This window comes from Bacillus sp. AFS002410 (genome assembly GCF_002556365.1).
Lineage (GTDB): Bacteria > Bacillota > Bacilli > Bacillales > Bacillaceae_G > Gottfriedia.
The window spans coordinates 149,593-164,796 of sequence record NZ_NUEU01000023.1; the positions used below are offsets into that span (position 1 = coordinate 149,593).

Genomic DNA, 15,204 nt, shown 5'->3' on the forward strand with positions numbered 1-15,204 from the left:
CAGTAGGACTATCTATCGATTCTAGTTCATGTTAATTGCTCTTTTGGCATATGTATTGTATCATTTTAACTGATGCTTATTGTAACGGATAAAAGTTTGAATTACTGTATTGGAGGAAGAACATGCCCACACCTAGTATGGAAGATTATATAGAACAAATTTACCTTTTAATTGAAGATAAAGGGTATGCTCGTGTTTCTGATATTGCTGAAGCCTTATCAGTACACCCATCGTCGGTGACCAAAATGGTTCAAAAACTTGATAAAGACGAGTATTTAATTTATGAAAAGTATAGAGGACTTATCTTAACGCAAAAAGGTAAAAAAATGGGGAAAAAGCTTGTTTATCGCCATGTTTTACTTGAGCAATTCCTACGTATTATTGGTGTTGATGAAAAATTAATCTATCAAGATGTTGAAGGAATGGAACACCATATGAGTTGGGAAGCGGTTGATCGAATTGGAGAATTAGTTCAATACTTTGAAGAAGATAAAGAGCGAATTGAAGCATTAAAATATATCCAAAAATCGAATGAAGAGCAACAATCGAATTCGAATAAATAAAAAGACCGTGCTTAGTAGGAAGCACGGTCTTTCTTTTTGCCCTTTTCACCTTCAATCACAGTTAAGTGGCTCGAATCCTTTATTCGTTTTTTTAATAAAGGGCTGGAGGTACTTTTTCTTGAAGTGGGCTTTGATTTGTTCATCGATTTTTTTATCGGACTTGATTTTTGTGTGTTATATTTTTTTATCGTTTGTTTTGCAGCCTTTCGATAAGAATCCTGTTGGCTTCTTTGACTGTTTGAAGAGGTAAAAACTCTATAAATAAAATAAAGAATTAAAAGGATTAATCCTATAAACAAAAACCTTTGTAATATTTTTGCTGGTTCGTGTATCAACTGAGCAATTAAGCCAAAAAGTGCTAATGCAATGATTCCATAAAATATTGATGTGTACACTTTTTGATTCACTTTAAGCACCTCCTAAGTGAAGAGTAAATTTGTTATTAATTGTATTAGAAAAAATATGGTTTCTTATAGTTTATTACATTTTATCCAATAAGTTGATATTTTTTATAAAATTCTGTCAATTATCTGGTGTTATTTTTTTCCATGTCCATCAGTCGGTTAAAAGAGGCGATCGATACTTCAACTTGATCATCAGTAGGTTCTTTTGTCGTTAATAATTGAAGCCATAATCCTGGGTAGCCAACCCATCTTAATATTGGAATGTTTCGAACTTTATTTGTTAATTGTAAAACTTCGAATGATACGCCTATTACAACTGGAATTAATAAAAGTCTATCTACAATCCTTAACCAAAGTGGGCTTGTTGGAACTAAGAAGTAAATAAACATGCCAACAATTACAGTAAAAAGAATGAAACTACTACCACAACGATAATGTAGTCGTGATTGTGATTGAACGCCTTCAATTGTTAAAGGTATATTGTTTTCAAATGCGTTAATTACTTTATGTTCGGCACCGTGATACATAAATACTCTTTTAATAAATGGAGTTAACGAAACTAAATAAATATAAATTAACAGAAAACCTAGTTTTAAAATACTTTCTATTACGACTTGTTGAAAATCGGTTTCGAATATTGGTTTCAATGTTGCTGCTAGTAGAACGGGCACAAGTGTGAAAATAACTTTTCCAACTAAAAATGATAAAACGGCAAGTAATGAAAGCCCAAGGTAAGTTCCAAGTTTACCTTTTTGTTTTTCACGTTCAATTGCTATTTTTTCATCATCTTTTGGATCAACACCATATCTATCAGTGGAATAGTTTAAATGCTTAGATCCATTGATGCTTGCTTGAACAATCGCGACTACACCACGGACAAATGGAATTTTTTTTAATTTTTGCATTGTCCGATTTATATGTATCGGTTCTTCATAATATTGTATTTCATCATTTGATCTGCGTATTGCAGAGACTGTATGTGTTTTGCCACCAAACATTACACCCTCAACGATTGCTTGACCCCCATATACTGCTTTATTCTTCTCTCTCATGTTGCACCAACCTAAACTTGTATTTATCTATTTATATCTATTGTAAATGTAAGCATTATAAAGGTGCAAGTATAAGAAGTAGGAAAATAAAAATAATAATTTAAATATTTTTAATTTTCAAATAAATAATCAGATTCACATTAAAAATTTCTTTGTTGGACATAATACAGTAAGATATTTAGCAATGTATGGAAAGGGAAATGTTAGATGGACAAAGGGCATAAAGAGCAAGAAGAGAATAAAGAACAAGAAAAGCAGGGTCAAGATCAAAACCAGGAACAAAATCCAAACCCAGACCAAACTCCGGCTGAGAATCAAGTTCAGGGTGGGCAAGGAGGTTCTAATGGAAATACGAATTTTAATAAGATCGTAAGTATTGGCTTTTTTGGTGGGATATTTTGGTCCACTATTTTGTTAGTTCTTAGTTATTTTGATTTTACTCAAATTGGTCCGAATTTTGTTTTAGAAAAAATTAAGCTTGGAAAATGGGCACATGGTTACATAGAAAACCTCATTTCAATTGTAGGAATTGGAATCATTTCAATTATAATCGCATTTGTATTTTACTTTATTGGTAAAAGGTTTACTGGTGTTCTTCCGGGAATATTTTTTGGATTAATTCTTTGGGTCATTGTTTTTATCGTGCTCGGTAAAATAGCATTTGATTTAAAAGCAGTTAAGGATTATTCATCTGATACAACAGTTACAACTATCTGTGTATTCATTTTATACGGAACATTTATTGGATATTCTGTTTCATTTGCATTTCAAGAACAAAAGACATATTTGCGTGGCTATTCAAAATAGTCTGGCCTATGATAAAATAAAGCTTGGGTATTCCAAAATATGCGTTTTTGGGATAAATATGCTGAAATGATGGGTGGAGACTTTTAAATGGCTAAGTTTTTATTGTTAAATGGACCTAATCTAAATATGCTCGGTCAAAGAGAAGTTTCTATCTATGGTTCAACTACATTAAAGGATATTGAGGATCATGTATCATCACTAGCACATGAAAATGGAGATACGATTGATTGCTTTCAATCTAATCATGAAGGTGATTTAATCGATAAACTTCATGCGGCAAATAATGTCTATGATGGGATTCTTTTTAATCCAGGCGCATTTACTCATTACAGTTATGCAATTCGTGATGCAATTGCTAGTATTACTGTTCCAACGATTGAAGTACACATTTCAAATATACATAAGAGAGAAGAGTTCCGACATACTTCAGTTTTAGCTGCAGTTACTGTAGGACAAATCGTAGGATTAGGTGTGTATGGATATGATTTAGGGTTAAGTGCGTTACAAAAGATTAGTAGGGGAGAGAAAAATAATGGAAAAAATTAACAAGTTACGTGAGACTTTAGTAGAAAAAGGTTTAGACGCATTATTAATTACTAGTACATACAACAGACGTTATATGACGAATTTTACAGGTTCTGCAGGTGTTGCTTTAATAACTCAGGACAAAGCTTTATTCATTACTGATTTCCGTTATATTGAGCAAGCTACTAGCCAATGTGTTGGCTATGAAATTGTAAAACATGAAGGTTCTATTCCTGCAGAAGTTGCTGCATTAACTGAAAAATTAGGCGTTTCAAAACTTGGATTTGAACAAGATTATGTTACATTTACAGAATTCGGTTCATATCGCAAAGTTGTAAAAGCTGAATTAGTTCCAGTAAGCGGATTAATTGAAAAATTACGTTTAATTAAAACTGATGCAGAAATTTCAATTATTAAAGAAGCTGCTAAAATTGCAGAATCTGCTTTTGATCATATTTTAGGATTTATCCGTCAGGGTGTTACAGAATTAGAAGTATCAAATGAATTAGAATTTTTCATGCGTAAATTAGGTGCAACTTCATCATCTTTTGATACAATTGTTGCTTCTGGTGCACGTTCTGCACTTCCACATGGTGTAGCATCTGAGAAAGTAATTGAAATCGGTGACTTTGTAACATTAGATTTTGGTGCATACTATAAAGGTTATGTTTCAGATATGACTAGAACTGTATCTGTTGGTGAGCCTAAAGATGAATTAAAGAAAATTTATGAAATCGTTCTTGAAGCTCAATTACGCGGTGTTAACGGAATTAAGGCAGGAATTACAGGTAAAGAAGCGGATGCTTTAACTCGTGATTATATTACAGAAAAAGGTTATGGAGAATATTACGGACATGGTACAGGTCATGGTATTGGACTTGAAGTACATGAGGGACCTGGAGTTTCATTCCGTTCTGATACAGTATTAGAGCCAAATATGATCGTAACTTGCGAACCTGGTATTTACATTCCAAATTTAGGTGGAGTTCGTATAGAAGACGATTTAATCGTTAAAACTGGTGGTAACGAAAACTTAATGTCTTCACCAAAAAATCTAATCATCCTATAAGTTTTCATTAGATTAGAAAATAGAACTACACAAAATGCGTATTTTACTTTATGATATAAAGTTGTAAAAGAAATTCATGGTAAGCGAAATGGTTCTTTTTTTACACGATACATATTATTAGGACCATTTCATTTTTTAGGAGGATATTTTAATGATTTCAGTAAACGATTTTCGTACGGGTTTAACAATTGAAACTGACGGTGGCCTTTGGCAAGTAATTGACTTCCAACACGTTAAACCGGGTAAAGGTGCTGCATTCGTACGTTCAAAACTTCGTAATCTACGCACAGGTGCTGTTCAAGAAAAAACATTCCGTGCAGGTGAGAAAGTTGCAAAAGCACATATTCAAAACCGTAAAATGCAATACTTATATGCTAACGGTAACCAACATGTATTCATGGACAATGAGTCTTATGAACAAATTGAATTACCAGAAGCAAACATTGAACGTGAATTAAAATTCCTTAAAGAAAATATGGAAGTTTATATCATGACTTTTGAAAGTGAAATTTTAGGTGTTGAATTACCAAATACAGTTGACTTAAAAGTAGTTGAAACTGAACCTGGTATCAAAGGTGATACAGCTTCAAACGTTACAAAACCAGCTACTATGGAAACAGGTTTAGTAGTTCAAGTACCAATCTTCATTAATGAAGGTGAATTATTAATTATTAACACTACTGAAGCTAGCTATGTTTCACGTTCAAAAGCTTAATTAATAAATATAAAAATTGGAGGCACTTATTTATGAAGTGTCTCTTTTTCGTATTAACAAATTTAAATAAGTAAGGGTGATGAAAATGGTTACATCAATCGTTCTTTGGGCATTGATCATCATTTGTTTTGCAATAGCGTTTATTGCGTTAATCAAACCAATTATTCCTGGTGTTCCTGTTTTATGGGTAGGTTTTTTAATATATTATTTTGGTATTAATAAAAGTAATTTAAATCTGTCTTTTTGGATCATAATGGTGATTTTTACAGCAGTTATCTTTTTAGCGGATTTTCTAGCGAATGCATATTTTCTTAAAAAATATGGGAGTACAAAAACAGGTGAAAGAGTAGGTTGTTTAGCTGTAATCGTTGGTTCGTTTGTTTTTCCTCCGTTTGGCTTAATCATTGTCCCGTTTATTTCTGTTTTTGTAGCTGAAAAATTACAAGGTAAGGATACGAAAGAATCAATCAAATCTGCCTGGGCTACAGTACTTTCATTTATAAGCAGCTCGTTAGCGAAAGCGATTTTGCAGGTTATTATGGTTATTATCTTTTTTGTTTATCTAGTTTTTTAATTATATTTGAGAAGCAAGTTCAGTGGATTATTACTTGCTTTTTTCGGTGGGCGAGACCTGAGTGTCTTCTATCCTGTGGAGGTTCATGAGTAAGTAAAACAGCAGAAATTCCGAAAAAGGTTACTCATAAAGTGCTCATGAGTAAGTAAAAAAGCAGAAATCCCCAAAAAAGGTTACTTATAAAGGGTTCATGAGTAAGTAAAACAGTAGAAATCCCGAAAAAGGTTACTCATAAAGGGCTCATGAGTAAGTAAAAAAGCAGAAATCCCGAAAAAGGTTACTCATAAAGGGCTCATGAGTAAGTAAAACAGTGGAAATCCCGAAAAAGGTTACTCATAAAGGGTTCATGAGTAAGTAAAAAAGCAGAAATCCCCAAAAAGGTTACTCATAAAGGGTTCATGAGTAAGTAAAAAGATCCGAAGTTTTAAAAAAATAACCCGAATCCACTACCACCAAATTTACTGAGTAGATCCTGTTAGTCGCTACTTTACATATTGATAATTCACCACTCTAAAGAGAGAAGTTAGAAAACTTCTCTCTTTTTTTATGTCTTCTAACTAATGTTTGTCTTCTGAAATGGACATGTTCAGCATATTAGTAATAAAAAGACTGAAAAAAGGTGTGTAGCTATGAAGGACTGGATTGAATCAATGGATCGAGCAGTTTTGAGTATGGGGATGCTTAGGGTTTTTGGAGGAAGTGTGGAATTGATTGCAGCTTTTACAATATTGTATTTGAACGATATTAAGAAGGCTTTAGCTGTAAATAGTGTTTTGGCCACTGTTGGTCCAATTATTCTGATTTCAACGATGGCAATTGGAATTATAGGTGTTGCATCTAAATTAGACCCTATTCGATTAGTTTTAGTAGTATGTGGTGTGTTTTTAATATTATTAGCAGTTTTTAAATGATAGGATGTGACCTTTATGGAAGAGGTTTTCAATGTAATTCCTACTTTGTTAAAAGAAAAGTTACAGCGTTCTTATGGAGACCTTCGTTATGTAGAGGAGCTAAGGCTAAGGGTCGGACGCCCGGTTGAGGTGATCTCTAATAATGAGTCCAACTTTATTCCTTATATTTTAACGGAAGAGGAAGGTAGCCAAATACTTGGGAAGCTTAGTCAGTTTTCCATTTATACAATTGAAGAAGAATTGAAAAAAGGTTACATCACAATAAAAGGTGGACATCGGGTCGGGCTTGCTGGTCGAGTCGTTACTGAAAATGGACTTGTTAAAATGATTCGAGATATTAGTTCTTATAATTTTCGGATTGCGAAAGAAAAAGTTGGAATAGCTAATCCATTTGTTAAGTATGTTTATGAAGGAAGATGGAAGAATACAATGCTGATTGGCCCACCACAAGCAGGTAAGACAACATTACTAAGAGATTTTGCGAGAGTCGTTAGCCAAGGTGATGTCGTAAGAGGAATTAGGCCTGGTAAGGTTGGGATTGTTGACGAACGATCGGAAATAGCAGGTTCAGTAAAAGGGGTTCCTCAATATACATTTGGTGAAAGAATCGATGTATTAGATGCTTGTCCAAAGGCTGAGGGGATGATGATGCTTGTTAGGTCAATGAGTCCTCATGTCATCCTTGTAGACGAAATAGGAAAAAAAGAAGATGTTGACGCGATTTTAGAGGCCATCTTTGCTGGTGTTCAATTAATTGTAACAGTGCATGGTTACTCTTTAGAGGAGATAAAGAAGCGGCCATCATTACAACCATTGTTTCAAAATGCGACTTTTGAGCGATTTATCGAAATTTCGAATTTTCCTTCGCCAGGTACTGTTACGGATATAAAAAATAAAAATTGCACTAGTTTATTTCATTCTAGGGCGGTGCTTTAAATGAGATGGATTGGAGCGCTTTTTATCATCTTTTCAACAAGTTGGCTTGGATTTTATTTTGCAGGTCGATTATCAGAACGAACAAAAGAACTAAGGGGTTGGAAACTAGCTCTCCAATCTCTTGAAGCAGAGGTGATGTATAGTCAATTGCCACTGCAAGAAGCATTTCGAAGAATCTCTAGTCAATTAAAAGGCCCGATTAATGGGTGTTTACAGGATTTTGCAACTCAACTTGAGACAAGCGCATTGACAGCAAAAGAGGCCTGGGAAAGTTCATTAATGAAATATGCAAAAACAGTCTCCATTAAAGAGTCAGATCTCCAAGTATTATTACAGTTTGGTGAGACGATTGGAATGCATGATAAATATTCACAGCAAAAACAAATTATTTTGGCATTAAAACATTTAGAAAGAGAAGAACAAGAAGCGATCGATTCGCAAGCTAGTTATGAACGGATGTCAAAAATGCTAGGCGTTTTAAGTGGAATTTTAATCGTTATATTACTCTTGTAGGAGGGGTTTAAGTTGATTACAAATTATGCATTAATGTTTCAAATAGCTGGTATTGGGGTAATTGCTGCGATTATCCACGCTGTCTTAAAAAAAGCAGGACAAGAAGAGTTCGCTACTTGGACAATTATTACTGCATTTATAATCGTGTTTTTACAAGTCATCACAAAAGCTGGTGATCTTTTTAATAAAGTTAAGGATGTATTTCTATTTCATTAGATTAGGAGTGAAAGCGTAATGGAAATCATCCAAATTGTCGGTATAGGATTATGCGCTACATTTATCATTCTATTATTAAATCAATTTAAGATGAATAATTTCAATTTAGCAATAACTGTTTTTATAAGCTGTGTATTATTTTTATTTTTACTAGATAAGGTTCAATACTTACTGCATGAAATTCAAAAATTAGCAAATCAAGCAAATATAAAAAATATTTACGTTGAAACTTTATTAAAAATCATTGGGATTGCATATATAGCTGAGTTTGGAGTACAGATTACAAAAGATGCTGGACAGGGTGCGATCGCTTCCAAAATTGAATTAGGTGGTAAAATCCTTATTTTGGTACTTGCAGTTCCTATTTTGACAGCATTAATTGAAACAATCTTAAGCTTTTTACCTAAAGTTTCTTAAACGTAAGGGAAGGAGGACATTATGGCCAAAAAATTAACAGTTTTTCTTCTTTTCTTTACCTTCTTTTTTTTAGTACCAAAATATGTACAAGCTGCTCCTCCACCTGCTGAAATCGTAAATGAACAAATACAAAAGCTAGGAATCGATGATGTTCAACAATATTGGGATGAAGTTGTGAATAAATATGGTGGCTTTTTACCTGAAAGTCAAAAAGGTGACTTTATCCAATTTGTAAAGGGAGAAAAGAAATTTTCAATACAAGAATGGTTTATCGCGTTTGGTAAATATATATTTTTTGAGTTATTAAGCAATGGGAAAATATTAGGAATCCTAATTATGTTAGTCATTTTCAGTTCACTCCTCCAGTCATTACAAAATGCTTTTGAGAAAAGTACAATCAGTAAAATTGCAGATAATGTAGTTTTTCTAGTTTTAGTAGTTTTCGCTTTAAATAGCTTTTATGTGGCAACTCAAGCCACGCAAGATGCAATTACAGTCATGATTGATTTTTTAAGAGCATTAATCCCTATTTTACTAGCTTTAATTGCAACCTCTGGTGGCGTAATATCCGTTGGCTTCTTTCACCCAATCTTAATATTTTTAATGCATACAAGCGGATTACTAGTAACGTATTTTGTCTTACCTCTAATTCTCGTATCAACAATTTTAAGTATTGTAAGTATCATTAATGATGAGTTAAAGGTGACAAAATTAGCAGCTTTAATAAGAAATGTTGCTGTTGGTGTATTAGGGATCTTTTTAACTATTTTTTTAGGGGTTTTAGGTGTACAAGGTATGACGACAGCAGTAACAGATGGAGTAGCTGTAAAAACGGCTAAATTTGTGACAAGTAACTTTATTCCGGTTGTTGGGAAAGTATTTGCTGATGTTACGGATACAGTTATTAGTGCGTCTTTATTACTTAAAAATACAGTTGGGATTGTAGGTTTAGTGACACTTTTAGCAATCATCGTTTTCCCAGCTATTAAAATACTAGTTTTAGCGTTAATTTATAAATTCTCAGCTGCAATCCTTCAACCAGTGGGTAGTAAAAATATCATTAGCACGATCGATACGATCGGAAAAAGTGTAACGTATTTATTCGTTTGTTTATCGATTGTTTCATTAATGTTTTTCTTAAGTATGACATTAATAATAGCGGCAGGAAATATTGTCGTCATGTTTAGGTAGGTGAAAAAATGGAATTCTTTATACATTGGGTATCAAATATTATCGTCTATATATTAGTTGCAACGATTATTATGATGTTAATTCCAAATTCCGGCTTAGCGAAATATGTGCGATTTGTTGCGAGTCTATTATTAATCGTCATGATGCTTCAACCGATTTTTCAACTTTTTAAAGTGAATATTAAAGAAGTTCTAGCTGGATACCAATCTACAACTTATCAAGCGAATAACGAAATAAAAAATGAAATAAATAATAAGAAAAGTGAAATACAAGAAGCAGAACGTGCATATATATTAAAACAAATGGCTGTCCAAATGAAAAAAGAAGTTGAAAAAAGCTTTACGAAAGAATTTGAACAGGTAATTACAAACGTGGATTTACAAGTAAAAGATGGAGTAAATACAGTAAAAACGGCCCAGGACCTATCTAAAGTAACCGTTTACGTTAGTCCGAAGAAAGATGAGACAAGCAATGTAGAACCTGTTCAAGAAGTTTCAATCAATACTGATCAACCAGTGCAGACAGACGATGAAAAAATTAAACAACAAGAGTTACAAACTTTTTTAGCAAATAAATGGGAGCTTGAGGACAAGCAAATTGAAGTCAAAATGGAAGGAGGGGAGTAATGACAAATGAAGAAAAAGATTCCACCAATAAAATTAGCAGACTTTCTAAAAGGAAATGGCGATGATAAAACCTCTTCTGAAAAAGGACAAAGTCCATTTAAATTTTCGAGAAAATATGTACTAGCCCTGCTAGGACTCGGGATTTGTTGGATGCTTGCAAGTGGTCTATTTTCAAATGCGAATCAAAAAACGAATTCAATGATTTCACCGATGTCGACTGAAACTAGTGGAAAACCAAAGAATGAAAATGCTGTTGAGACTCTTGGTAGTGGTGGTGGAAATTCATCGTCTAGCAAAATAGAAGAATTTGAAAGGAAATATGAGCAACAGTTAACAGACACTTTAAATAATATGGCTGGTGTAAGTAATGTAAAAGTAGAAGTAAATCTTGAAGGTAGTGAAAAGAAAGTCTATCAAACAAATAAAACAAACCGTACTCAGGAAACTGATGAAACAGATAAACAAGGCGGGAAAAGAAATATTGATGATCAATCTCAAGAAGAGCAAGTAGTCATTATAGATAACGGTGATAAACAAGAACCTGTTATAGTCGAAACTGAAATGCCAAGAATTAGAGGAGTACTTGTTATTGCTAAGGGCGCAGATAATCTTGAAGTAAAAAGCATGATTCGAGAAGCTGTAACACGATTACTTGATGTACCAAGCTATCGTGTATCTGTATTACCAAAAAAATAAGAGGAAGAAGGTAAAATTTAAATGAAAAAACAAACAATTTGGTTATTAACAATGTTAAGTTTAGTTGTTGTATTATCAGTGTATTATGTCACAACGCCTGATAATTTAAAAACTACAAGTTTTATGGACATGAATAATAATACTGATACAAGTTCATTAGACTCAACTCCTAAAGACTCAACTCCTAAAGACACTAAGAAATCTGATTCTTCTAAACAAGGCGATAAAGAAACAACTTCTCAAGAAAATTCAACTAGTGAAGTATTCCTAAAACAACGTATGGAACAAGAAGATCAAAGAAGTCAATTAATCGATGAATATAAAGCTACAGTAGACTCAGCAACTGCAACTGCAGAAGAAAAAAGTGTAGCATTTACTAATATGAACGAGCTTCAAAAATTAACTGCATTAGAATCAGATGTAGAAACAATGATTAAAGAAGCAGGTTATAAAGATGCATTAGTTCGTACAGACAAAGACGAAGTAAAAGTAGATGTAACTTCATCTAAAGCAAGTAGAAAAGCAGCAAACGATATTATTCAAATGACAAGAAGTGTTCTTGGAGAAAAATTAGTTGTAGTACAATTCCAAGTTAAATAATTTAGAAGTATTAGCCAGCAGACCTATTCTGCTGGCTCTTTAATTTTTCTAAAAAGCATATAAGAAATAACCATAATATTTTGACTATTCTATTTTTGGTGCCCTTCCTGTCTTTCCTTTTCCCTGTTATAATAGGTTATACCAAAATATTTTAGATAAGGAATGATATAATAAATATTCCTAGTAAAATGGCTAAAAATAAGTAGGAATTTGCCTGTTTAAAATAATTTGTTGAAAAGTTTAGTATTAGGTTATAAGATTAGACTATATGTCTTAAGGGGTGAACAGAAATGAAAATTCATGAAATTAGAGAATTAATTAAGTTAATCGATCAATCAACAATTAATGAATTCGAATTCGAAGATAATGGTGCTATCGTTAAAATTAAAAAAGGTGGACAAACAACTGTTGTTTCACAAACAACTCCAGTTGTACTCCAAGAGGTAGCTCCAATTGTTACAGCTGCTCCAGTTGCAACATTAGAAAGACCAGCTGCAGAAGTTGCTGCTCCTGTAGTTGAAAAAGAAGATACTAGTAACTTACATAAGATTACATCACCAATGGTAGGTACATTCTATGCATCGCCATCTCCTGATGCAAAAGAGTACGTATCAATTGGCGATCGTATTAAAAATGATTCAATCGTATGTATCGTTGAAGCAATGAAGCTATTCAATGAAATTGAAGCTGAAATTGAAGGCGAAATCGTTGAAGTACTTGCTAAAAATGGTCAATTAGTAGAATACGGTCAACCATTATTCGTGGTAAAGGCTTAAGTATCTACAAAATCAAAAGTACTTTACTAGAGAAGGTGAAGAAATGAAAAAGGTTTTAATCGCGAATCGTGGAGAAATCGCCATTCGTATTATTCGAGCATGTAAAGAATTAAATATCGAAACAGTTGCTATTTACTCTGAAGGAGATAAAGAAGCATTACATGTTCAAATGGCTGATGAAGCATATTGTGTAGGTCCAAAATTATCAAAAGATAGTTATTTAAATATGACGAACATCATTAGTATTGCAAAACTAACAGGTTGTGATGGAATCCATCCAGGTTATGGTTTCTTATCTGAAAATGCTAGTTTTGCAGAATTATGTACTGAATGTAATGTGAAATTCATTGGACCGACAGCTGACTCCATTTCAAAAATGGGTACTAAAGACGTTGCTCGTGAAACAATGAAAGAAGCAGGAGTTCCTGTTGTACCTGGTTCACAAGGTATTATTGAAAGTATTGAAGATGGTAAAAGAATTGCTGCAGAAATTGGCTATCCTGTTATTATCAAAGCTACAGCTGGTGGCGGCGGTAAAGGTATTCGTGTAGCAAAAGATGAAGCTGAATTAGAAAAAGGTATTCAAATTACCCAACAAGAAGCTCAAACTGCATTCGGAAATCCAGGCGTATATCTTGAAAGATATATTACTGATTTTAGACATGTTGAAATTCAAGTTTTAGCAGATGAACACGGTAATACGATTCACCTTGGAGAGCGTGACTGTACTATTCAACGACGCCTTCAAAAATTAGTAGAAGAAGCACCATCACCAGTATTAGACGAAGAGACTCGTGCAAAAATGGGTCACGCAGCCGTTCGTGCAGCTGAAGCAGTTAATTATTGGGGTGCAGGTACTGTTGAGTTCATTTATGAGCCACATACTAAAAACTTCTTCTTTATGGAGATGAACACTCGTATTCAAGTTGAACATCCCGTAACAGAATATATTTCTGGTATCGATCTTATTAAGCAACAATTATTGATTGCTAAAGGTCATCCTTTAAAAATGACACAAGCAGACGTATCTCTAAAAGGATGGTCTATTGAATGTCGTATAAATGCTGAAAATCCAGCTAAGAATTTTATGCCGTCTCCTGGTAAAATCGTTGCGTATTTACCACCAGGTGGCCCGAATGTTCGTGTTGATTCTGCAGTATATAGCGGGTACACAATTCCGCCATATTATGATTCAATGATTGCGAAAGTTATCGTACATGGCAAGACAAGAGAAGAAGCAATTGCTATAATGATAAGAGCACTTGAAGAATTTGTGGTAGAAGGAATTCACACAACAATTCCATTCCATTTAAATTTATTGCAAAATGAAATCTTCGTAAAAGGGAAGTATAATACTAAATTCCTTGAGGAGCATGCGCTTGTTAAAGGATAAAGTGGAGGGATCCGTATGAATGAAAATCAAATTTTAGAAATGGGTACTGCGACATTAGGTCGAGTAGAAATCGCACCTGAAGTAATCGAAGTAATTGCTGGTATTGCAGCTGCTGAAGTTGACGGTGTTTCAAGCATGCGTGGTAACCTAGCATCAGGTATTTCTGAAATTATCGGTAAGAAATATCATGGTAAAGGTGTCCGAGTTGATTTATCAGACGATCGAATTACAATCGATGTATACATTCTAGTTAAATTTGGTAAGTCAATCCCAACAGTAGCAGGTAATGTACAAGACAATATCCGTCAAGCTCTATTAACAATGACTGGTCTTGAGTTATCTGAAGTAAACGTTCATGTTGTAGGAGTTCAATTTGAAACGAAACCAGAGCAAGAAGCTCCAATTGAACTTTAATATTTGAAAAAAGAGGATGTCCACTTTTAGTGGCATCCTTTTTTTATTGGAACAATTATTAAAAAAGTAGAAGGTGTAAGGACGATTAGAGTTTGAATGGTGCAAATAAAGGATACGGACTGTTCAAATTAGAGAAGTAACAGGTGCAAATAAGAAGACAGAAAGTGCGATTTAATGTTGAGGAGGATACAAGAGTGTGGGGGTGCAAATAAAAGAGTATCTGATGCGAATAAGGTGATCGAAACTGCGATTAAGTGTCGAGGTGGATATAAGAGTGTGGGGGTGCAGATAGAAGAGTAAAGGGTGCAAATAAAGAGATCGAAACTGCAATTAAATGTCGAGGTGAATAAGAGTGTGAGGCATACGAATAAAAGAGTATCTGGTGCAAATAAGAGGCCTAAAGCTGCAAATAAAAGTGTATTGGGTGCAAATAAAAGATTCGAATCTGCTAATAAAAAGTGAAGTGCAAATAAAAATAGAGAAACTGCAAATAAAATAAGCAAAACCGCAATTAAAATTAACAAAACTGCAAAAAAAATTTGTAAAATCGCAATTAAATGCCTACAATCGCAATTAAAATAAGAAAATACCTATACCGGTTAGGGTATTTCACCTTTGTATTTGACCAAAAATAGCTCTTTTAATAGACAAATTAGCAAGCTTGGTCTAAATCTATCAAAACCTACTTAAATTTTGAAGAAATCATATAAATAAGAATCATTTATTCATCAACAAATGAAAAACAACGCTAAGATACCCCCTTATTTCCGCCTCGACATAAAATCTTCAACGTTCTCCATCTAAAA

General features: G+C 33.5%; 20 protein-coding genes. 18 read left to right on the forward strand and 2 right to left on the reverse strand.

Annotation, left to right across the window (positions count from 1 at the left end; translation table 11 throughout):
- The first annotated feature begins 122 nt into the window (after window positions 1-122).
- On the forward strand, window positions 123-563 hold the full coding sequence (gene mntR, locus CN692_RS15520) for a transcriptional regulator MntR (protein ID WP_098120063.1): 441 nt from the start codon (window positions 123-125) through the stop codon (window positions 561-563).
- 11 nt (window positions 564-574) lie between these two features.
- Here the strand turns inward: mntR and CN692_RS15525 are convergent, their stop codons facing one another.
- Together CN692_RS15525 and CN692_RS15530 are read right to left on the reverse strand one after the other, a co-directional pair.
- Window positions 575-970, reverse strand: a complete 396-nt coding sequence (locus tag CN692_RS15525) for an SA1362 family protein (protein ID WP_098120064.1) — start codon at window positions 968-970, stop codon at window positions 575-577.
- 119 nt (window positions 971-1,089) lie between these two features.
- Complete coding sequence (locus CN692_RS15530; RefSeq protein ID WP_098120065.1) at window positions 1,090-2,019, reverse strand: DUF1385 domain-containing protein; 930 nt, start codon at window positions 2,017-2,019, stop codon at window positions 1,090-1,092.
- A gap of 207 nt (window positions 2,020-2,226) precedes the next feature.
- On the opposite strand from CN692_RS15530, the gene CN692_RS15535 reads away from it, so the two are divergent.
- From CN692_RS15535 to CN692_RS15615, 17 genes are all read left to right on the forward strand, one after another.
- Window positions 2,227-2,826, forward strand: a complete 600-nt coding sequence (locus CN692_RS15535) for a YqhR family membrane protein (RefSeq protein WP_098120066.1) — start codon at window positions 2,227-2,229, stop codon at window positions 2,824-2,826.
- An 87-nt stretch (window positions 2,827-2,913) separates the two neighbouring features.
- Window positions 2,914-3,372: a type II 3-dehydroquinate dehydratase gene (aroQ, locus tag CN692_RS15540; protein WP_098120067.1), complete on the forward strand. Its 459-nt coding sequence runs from the start codon at window positions 2,914-2,916 to the stop codon at window positions 3,370-3,372.
- Complete coding sequence (locus CN692_RS15545; protein ID WP_098120068.1) at window positions 3,359-4,420, forward strand: M24 family metallopeptidase; 1,062 nt, start codon at window positions 3,359-3,361, stop codon at window positions 4,418-4,420. Before aroQ ends, CN692_RS15545 begins: the two co-directional genes overlap by 14 nt.
- A 151-nt stretch (window positions 4,421-4,571) precedes the next feature.
- On the forward strand, window positions 4,572-5,135 hold the full coding sequence (gene efp, locus CN692_RS15550; protein ID WP_098120069.1) for an elongation factor P: 564 nt from the start codon (window positions 4,572-4,574) through the stop codon (window positions 5,133-5,135).
- An 85-nt stretch (window positions 5,136-5,220) separates the two neighbouring features.
- Window positions 5,221-5,709, forward strand: coding sequence for a DUF456 domain-containing protein (locus tag CN692_RS15555; protein ID WP_098120070.1), 489 nt, complete (start codon window positions 5,221-5,223; stop codon window positions 5,707-5,709).
- A 629-nt stretch (window positions 5,710-6,338) separates the two neighbouring features.
- A complete protein-coding gene (locus CN692_RS15560) occupies window positions 6,339-6,620 on the forward strand; it encodes a YqhV family protein (protein WP_216854064.1) in 282 nt (93 codons plus the stop codon).
- 15 nt (window positions 6,621-6,635) lie between these two features.
- Entirely contained in the window at window positions 6,636-7,556 is a 921-nt protein-coding gene (gene spoIIIAA / locus CN692_RS15565) for a stage III sporulation protein AA (protein ID WP_098120071.1), read from the forward strand.
- On the forward strand, window positions 7,557-8,069 hold the full coding sequence (gene spoIIIAB, locus CN692_RS15570) for a stage III sporulation protein SpoIIIAB (protein ID WP_098120072.1): 513 nt from the start codon (window positions 7,557-7,559) through the stop codon (window positions 8,067-8,069).
- A 12-nt stretch (window positions 8,070-8,081) separates the two neighbouring features.
- Window positions 8,082-8,285 carry a stage III sporulation protein AC gene (gene spoIIIAC / locus CN692_RS15575; RefSeq protein WP_373604971.1) on the forward strand — a complete coding sequence of 68 codons (204 nt, stop codon included), beginning with the start codon at window positions 8,082-8,084 and terminating at the stop codon, window positions 8,283-8,285.
- Window positions 8,286-8,303: 18 nt separating this feature from the next.
- On the forward strand, window positions 8,304-8,702 hold the full coding sequence (gene spoIIIAD / locus CN692_RS15580) for a stage III sporulation protein AD (RefSeq protein WP_179865521.1): 399 nt from the start codon (window positions 8,304-8,306) through the stop codon (window positions 8,700-8,702).
- Between the two features lie 21 nt (window positions 8,703-8,723).
- Window positions 8,724-9,893 (forward strand): stage III sporulation protein AE, encoded by a 1,170-nt coding sequence (gene spoIIIAE, locus CN692_RS15585; protein ID WP_098120073.1) that lies wholly within the window; start codon window positions 8,724-8,726, stop codon window positions 9,891-9,893.
- An 8-nt stretch (window positions 9,894-9,901) separates the two neighbouring features.
- A complete protein-coding gene (gene spoIIIAF, locus CN692_RS15590) occupies window positions 9,902-10,519 on the forward strand; it encodes a stage III sporulation protein AF (protein ID WP_098120074.1) in 618 nt (205 codons plus the stop codon).
- Between the two features lie 6 nt (window positions 10,520-10,525).
- Window positions 10,526-11,215 carry a stage III sporulation protein AG gene (gene spoIIIAG, locus CN692_RS15595; RefSeq protein ID WP_098120075.1) on the forward strand — a complete coding sequence of 230 codons (690 nt, stop codon included), beginning with the start codon at window positions 10,526-10,528 and terminating at the stop codon, window positions 11,213-11,215.
- 21 nt (window positions 11,216-11,236) lie between these two features.
- The gene (locus tag CN692_RS15600) at window positions 11,237-11,815 is read left to right on the forward strand and encodes a SpoIIIAH-like family protein (RefSeq protein WP_098120076.1); all 579 of its coding nucleotides are present in this window, start codon (window positions 11,237-11,239) and stop codon (window positions 11,813-11,815) included.
- 290 nt (window positions 11,816-12,105) lie between these two features.
- Entirely contained in the window at window positions 12,106-12,591 is a 486-nt protein-coding gene (gene accB, locus CN692_RS15605) for an acetyl-CoA carboxylase biotin carboxyl carrier protein (RefSeq protein WP_098120077.1), read from the forward strand.
- Window positions 12,592-12,634: 43 nt separating this feature from the next.
- Window positions 12,635-13,984: an acetyl-CoA carboxylase biotin carboxylase subunit gene (accC, locus tag CN692_RS15610; RefSeq protein WP_098120078.1), complete on the forward strand. Its 1,350-nt coding sequence runs from the start codon at window positions 12,635-12,637 to the stop codon at window positions 13,982-13,984.
- Window positions 13,985-13,999: 15 nt separating this feature from the next.
- Window positions 14,000-14,398, forward strand: a complete 399-nt coding sequence (locus tag CN692_RS15615) for an Asp23/Gls24 family envelope stress response protein (protein WP_098120079.1) — start codon at window positions 14,000-14,002, stop codon at window positions 14,396-14,398.
- Window positions 14,399-15,204: the final 806 nt, after the last annotated feature.

Bases quoted from the DNA above. Each gene is read 5' to 3' on its own strand.
- accB (WP_098120077.1), top strand. From the start codon at position 12,106: ATGAAAATTCATGAAATTAGAGAATTAATTAAGTTAATCGATCAATCA.
- CN692_RS15560 (WP_216854064.1), top strand. From the start codon at position 6,339: ATGAAGGACTGGATTGAATCAATGGATCGAGCAGTTTTGAGTATGGGG.
- spoIIIAB (WP_098120072.1), top strand. From the start codon at position 7,557: ATGAGATGGATTGGAGCGCTTTTTATCATCTTTTCAACAAGTTGGCTT.
- spoIIIAD (WP_179865521.1), top strand. From the start codon at position 8,304: ATGGAAATCATCCAAATTGTCGGTATAGGATTATGCGCTACATTTATC.
- spoIIIAE (WP_098120073.1), top strand. From the start codon at position 8,724: ATGGCCAAAAAATTAACAGTTTTTCTTCTTTTCTTTACCTTCTTTTTT.
- CN692_RS15555 (WP_098120070.1), top strand. From the start codon at position 5,221: ATGGTTACATCAATCGTTCTTTGGGCATTGATCATCATTTGTTTTGCA.
- CN692_RS15615 (WP_098120079.1), top strand. From the start codon at position 14,000: ATGAATGAAAATCAAATTTTAGAAATGGGTACTGCGACATTAGGTCGA.
- efp (WP_098120069.1), top strand. From the start codon at position 4,572: ATGATTTCAGTAAACGATTTTCGTACGGGTTTAACAATTGAAACTGAC.
- mntR (WP_098120063.1), top strand. From the start codon at position 123: ATGCCCACACCTAGTATGGAAGATTATATAGAACAAATTTACCTTTTA.
- spoIIIAG (WP_098120075.1), top strand. From the start codon at position 10,526: ATGAAGAAAAAGATTCCACCAATAAAATTAGCAGACTTTCTAAAAGGA.
- spoIIIAA (WP_098120071.1), top strand. From the start codon at position 6,636: ATGGAAGAGGTTTTCAATGTAATTCCTACTTTGTTAAAAGAAAAGTTA.
- accC (WP_098120078.1), top strand. From the start codon at position 12,635: ATGAAAAAGGTTTTAATCGCGAATCGTGGAGAAATCGCCATTCGTATT.
- spoIIIAF (WP_098120074.1), top strand. From the start codon at position 9,902: ATGGAATTCTTTATACATTGGGTATCAAATATTATCGTCTATATATTA.
- CN692_RS15530 (WP_098120065.1), bottom strand. From the start codon at position 2,019: ATGAGAGAGAAGAATAAAGCAGTATATGGGGGTCAAGCAATCGTTGAG.
- aroQ (WP_098120067.1), top strand. From the start codon at position 2,914: ATGGCTAAGTTTTTATTGTTAAATGGACCTAATCTAAATATGCTCGGT.
- CN692_RS15545 (WP_098120068.1), top strand. From the start codon at position 3,359: ATGGAAAAAATTAACAAGTTACGTGAGACTTTAGTAGAAAAAGGTTTA.
- CN692_RS15600 (WP_098120076.1), top strand. From the start codon at position 11,237: ATGAAAAAACAAACAATTTGGTTATTAACAATGTTAAGTTTAGTTGTT.
- CN692_RS15535 (WP_098120066.1), top strand. From the start codon at position 2,227: ATGGACAAAGGGCATAAAGAGCAAGAAGAGAATAAAGAACAAGAAAAG.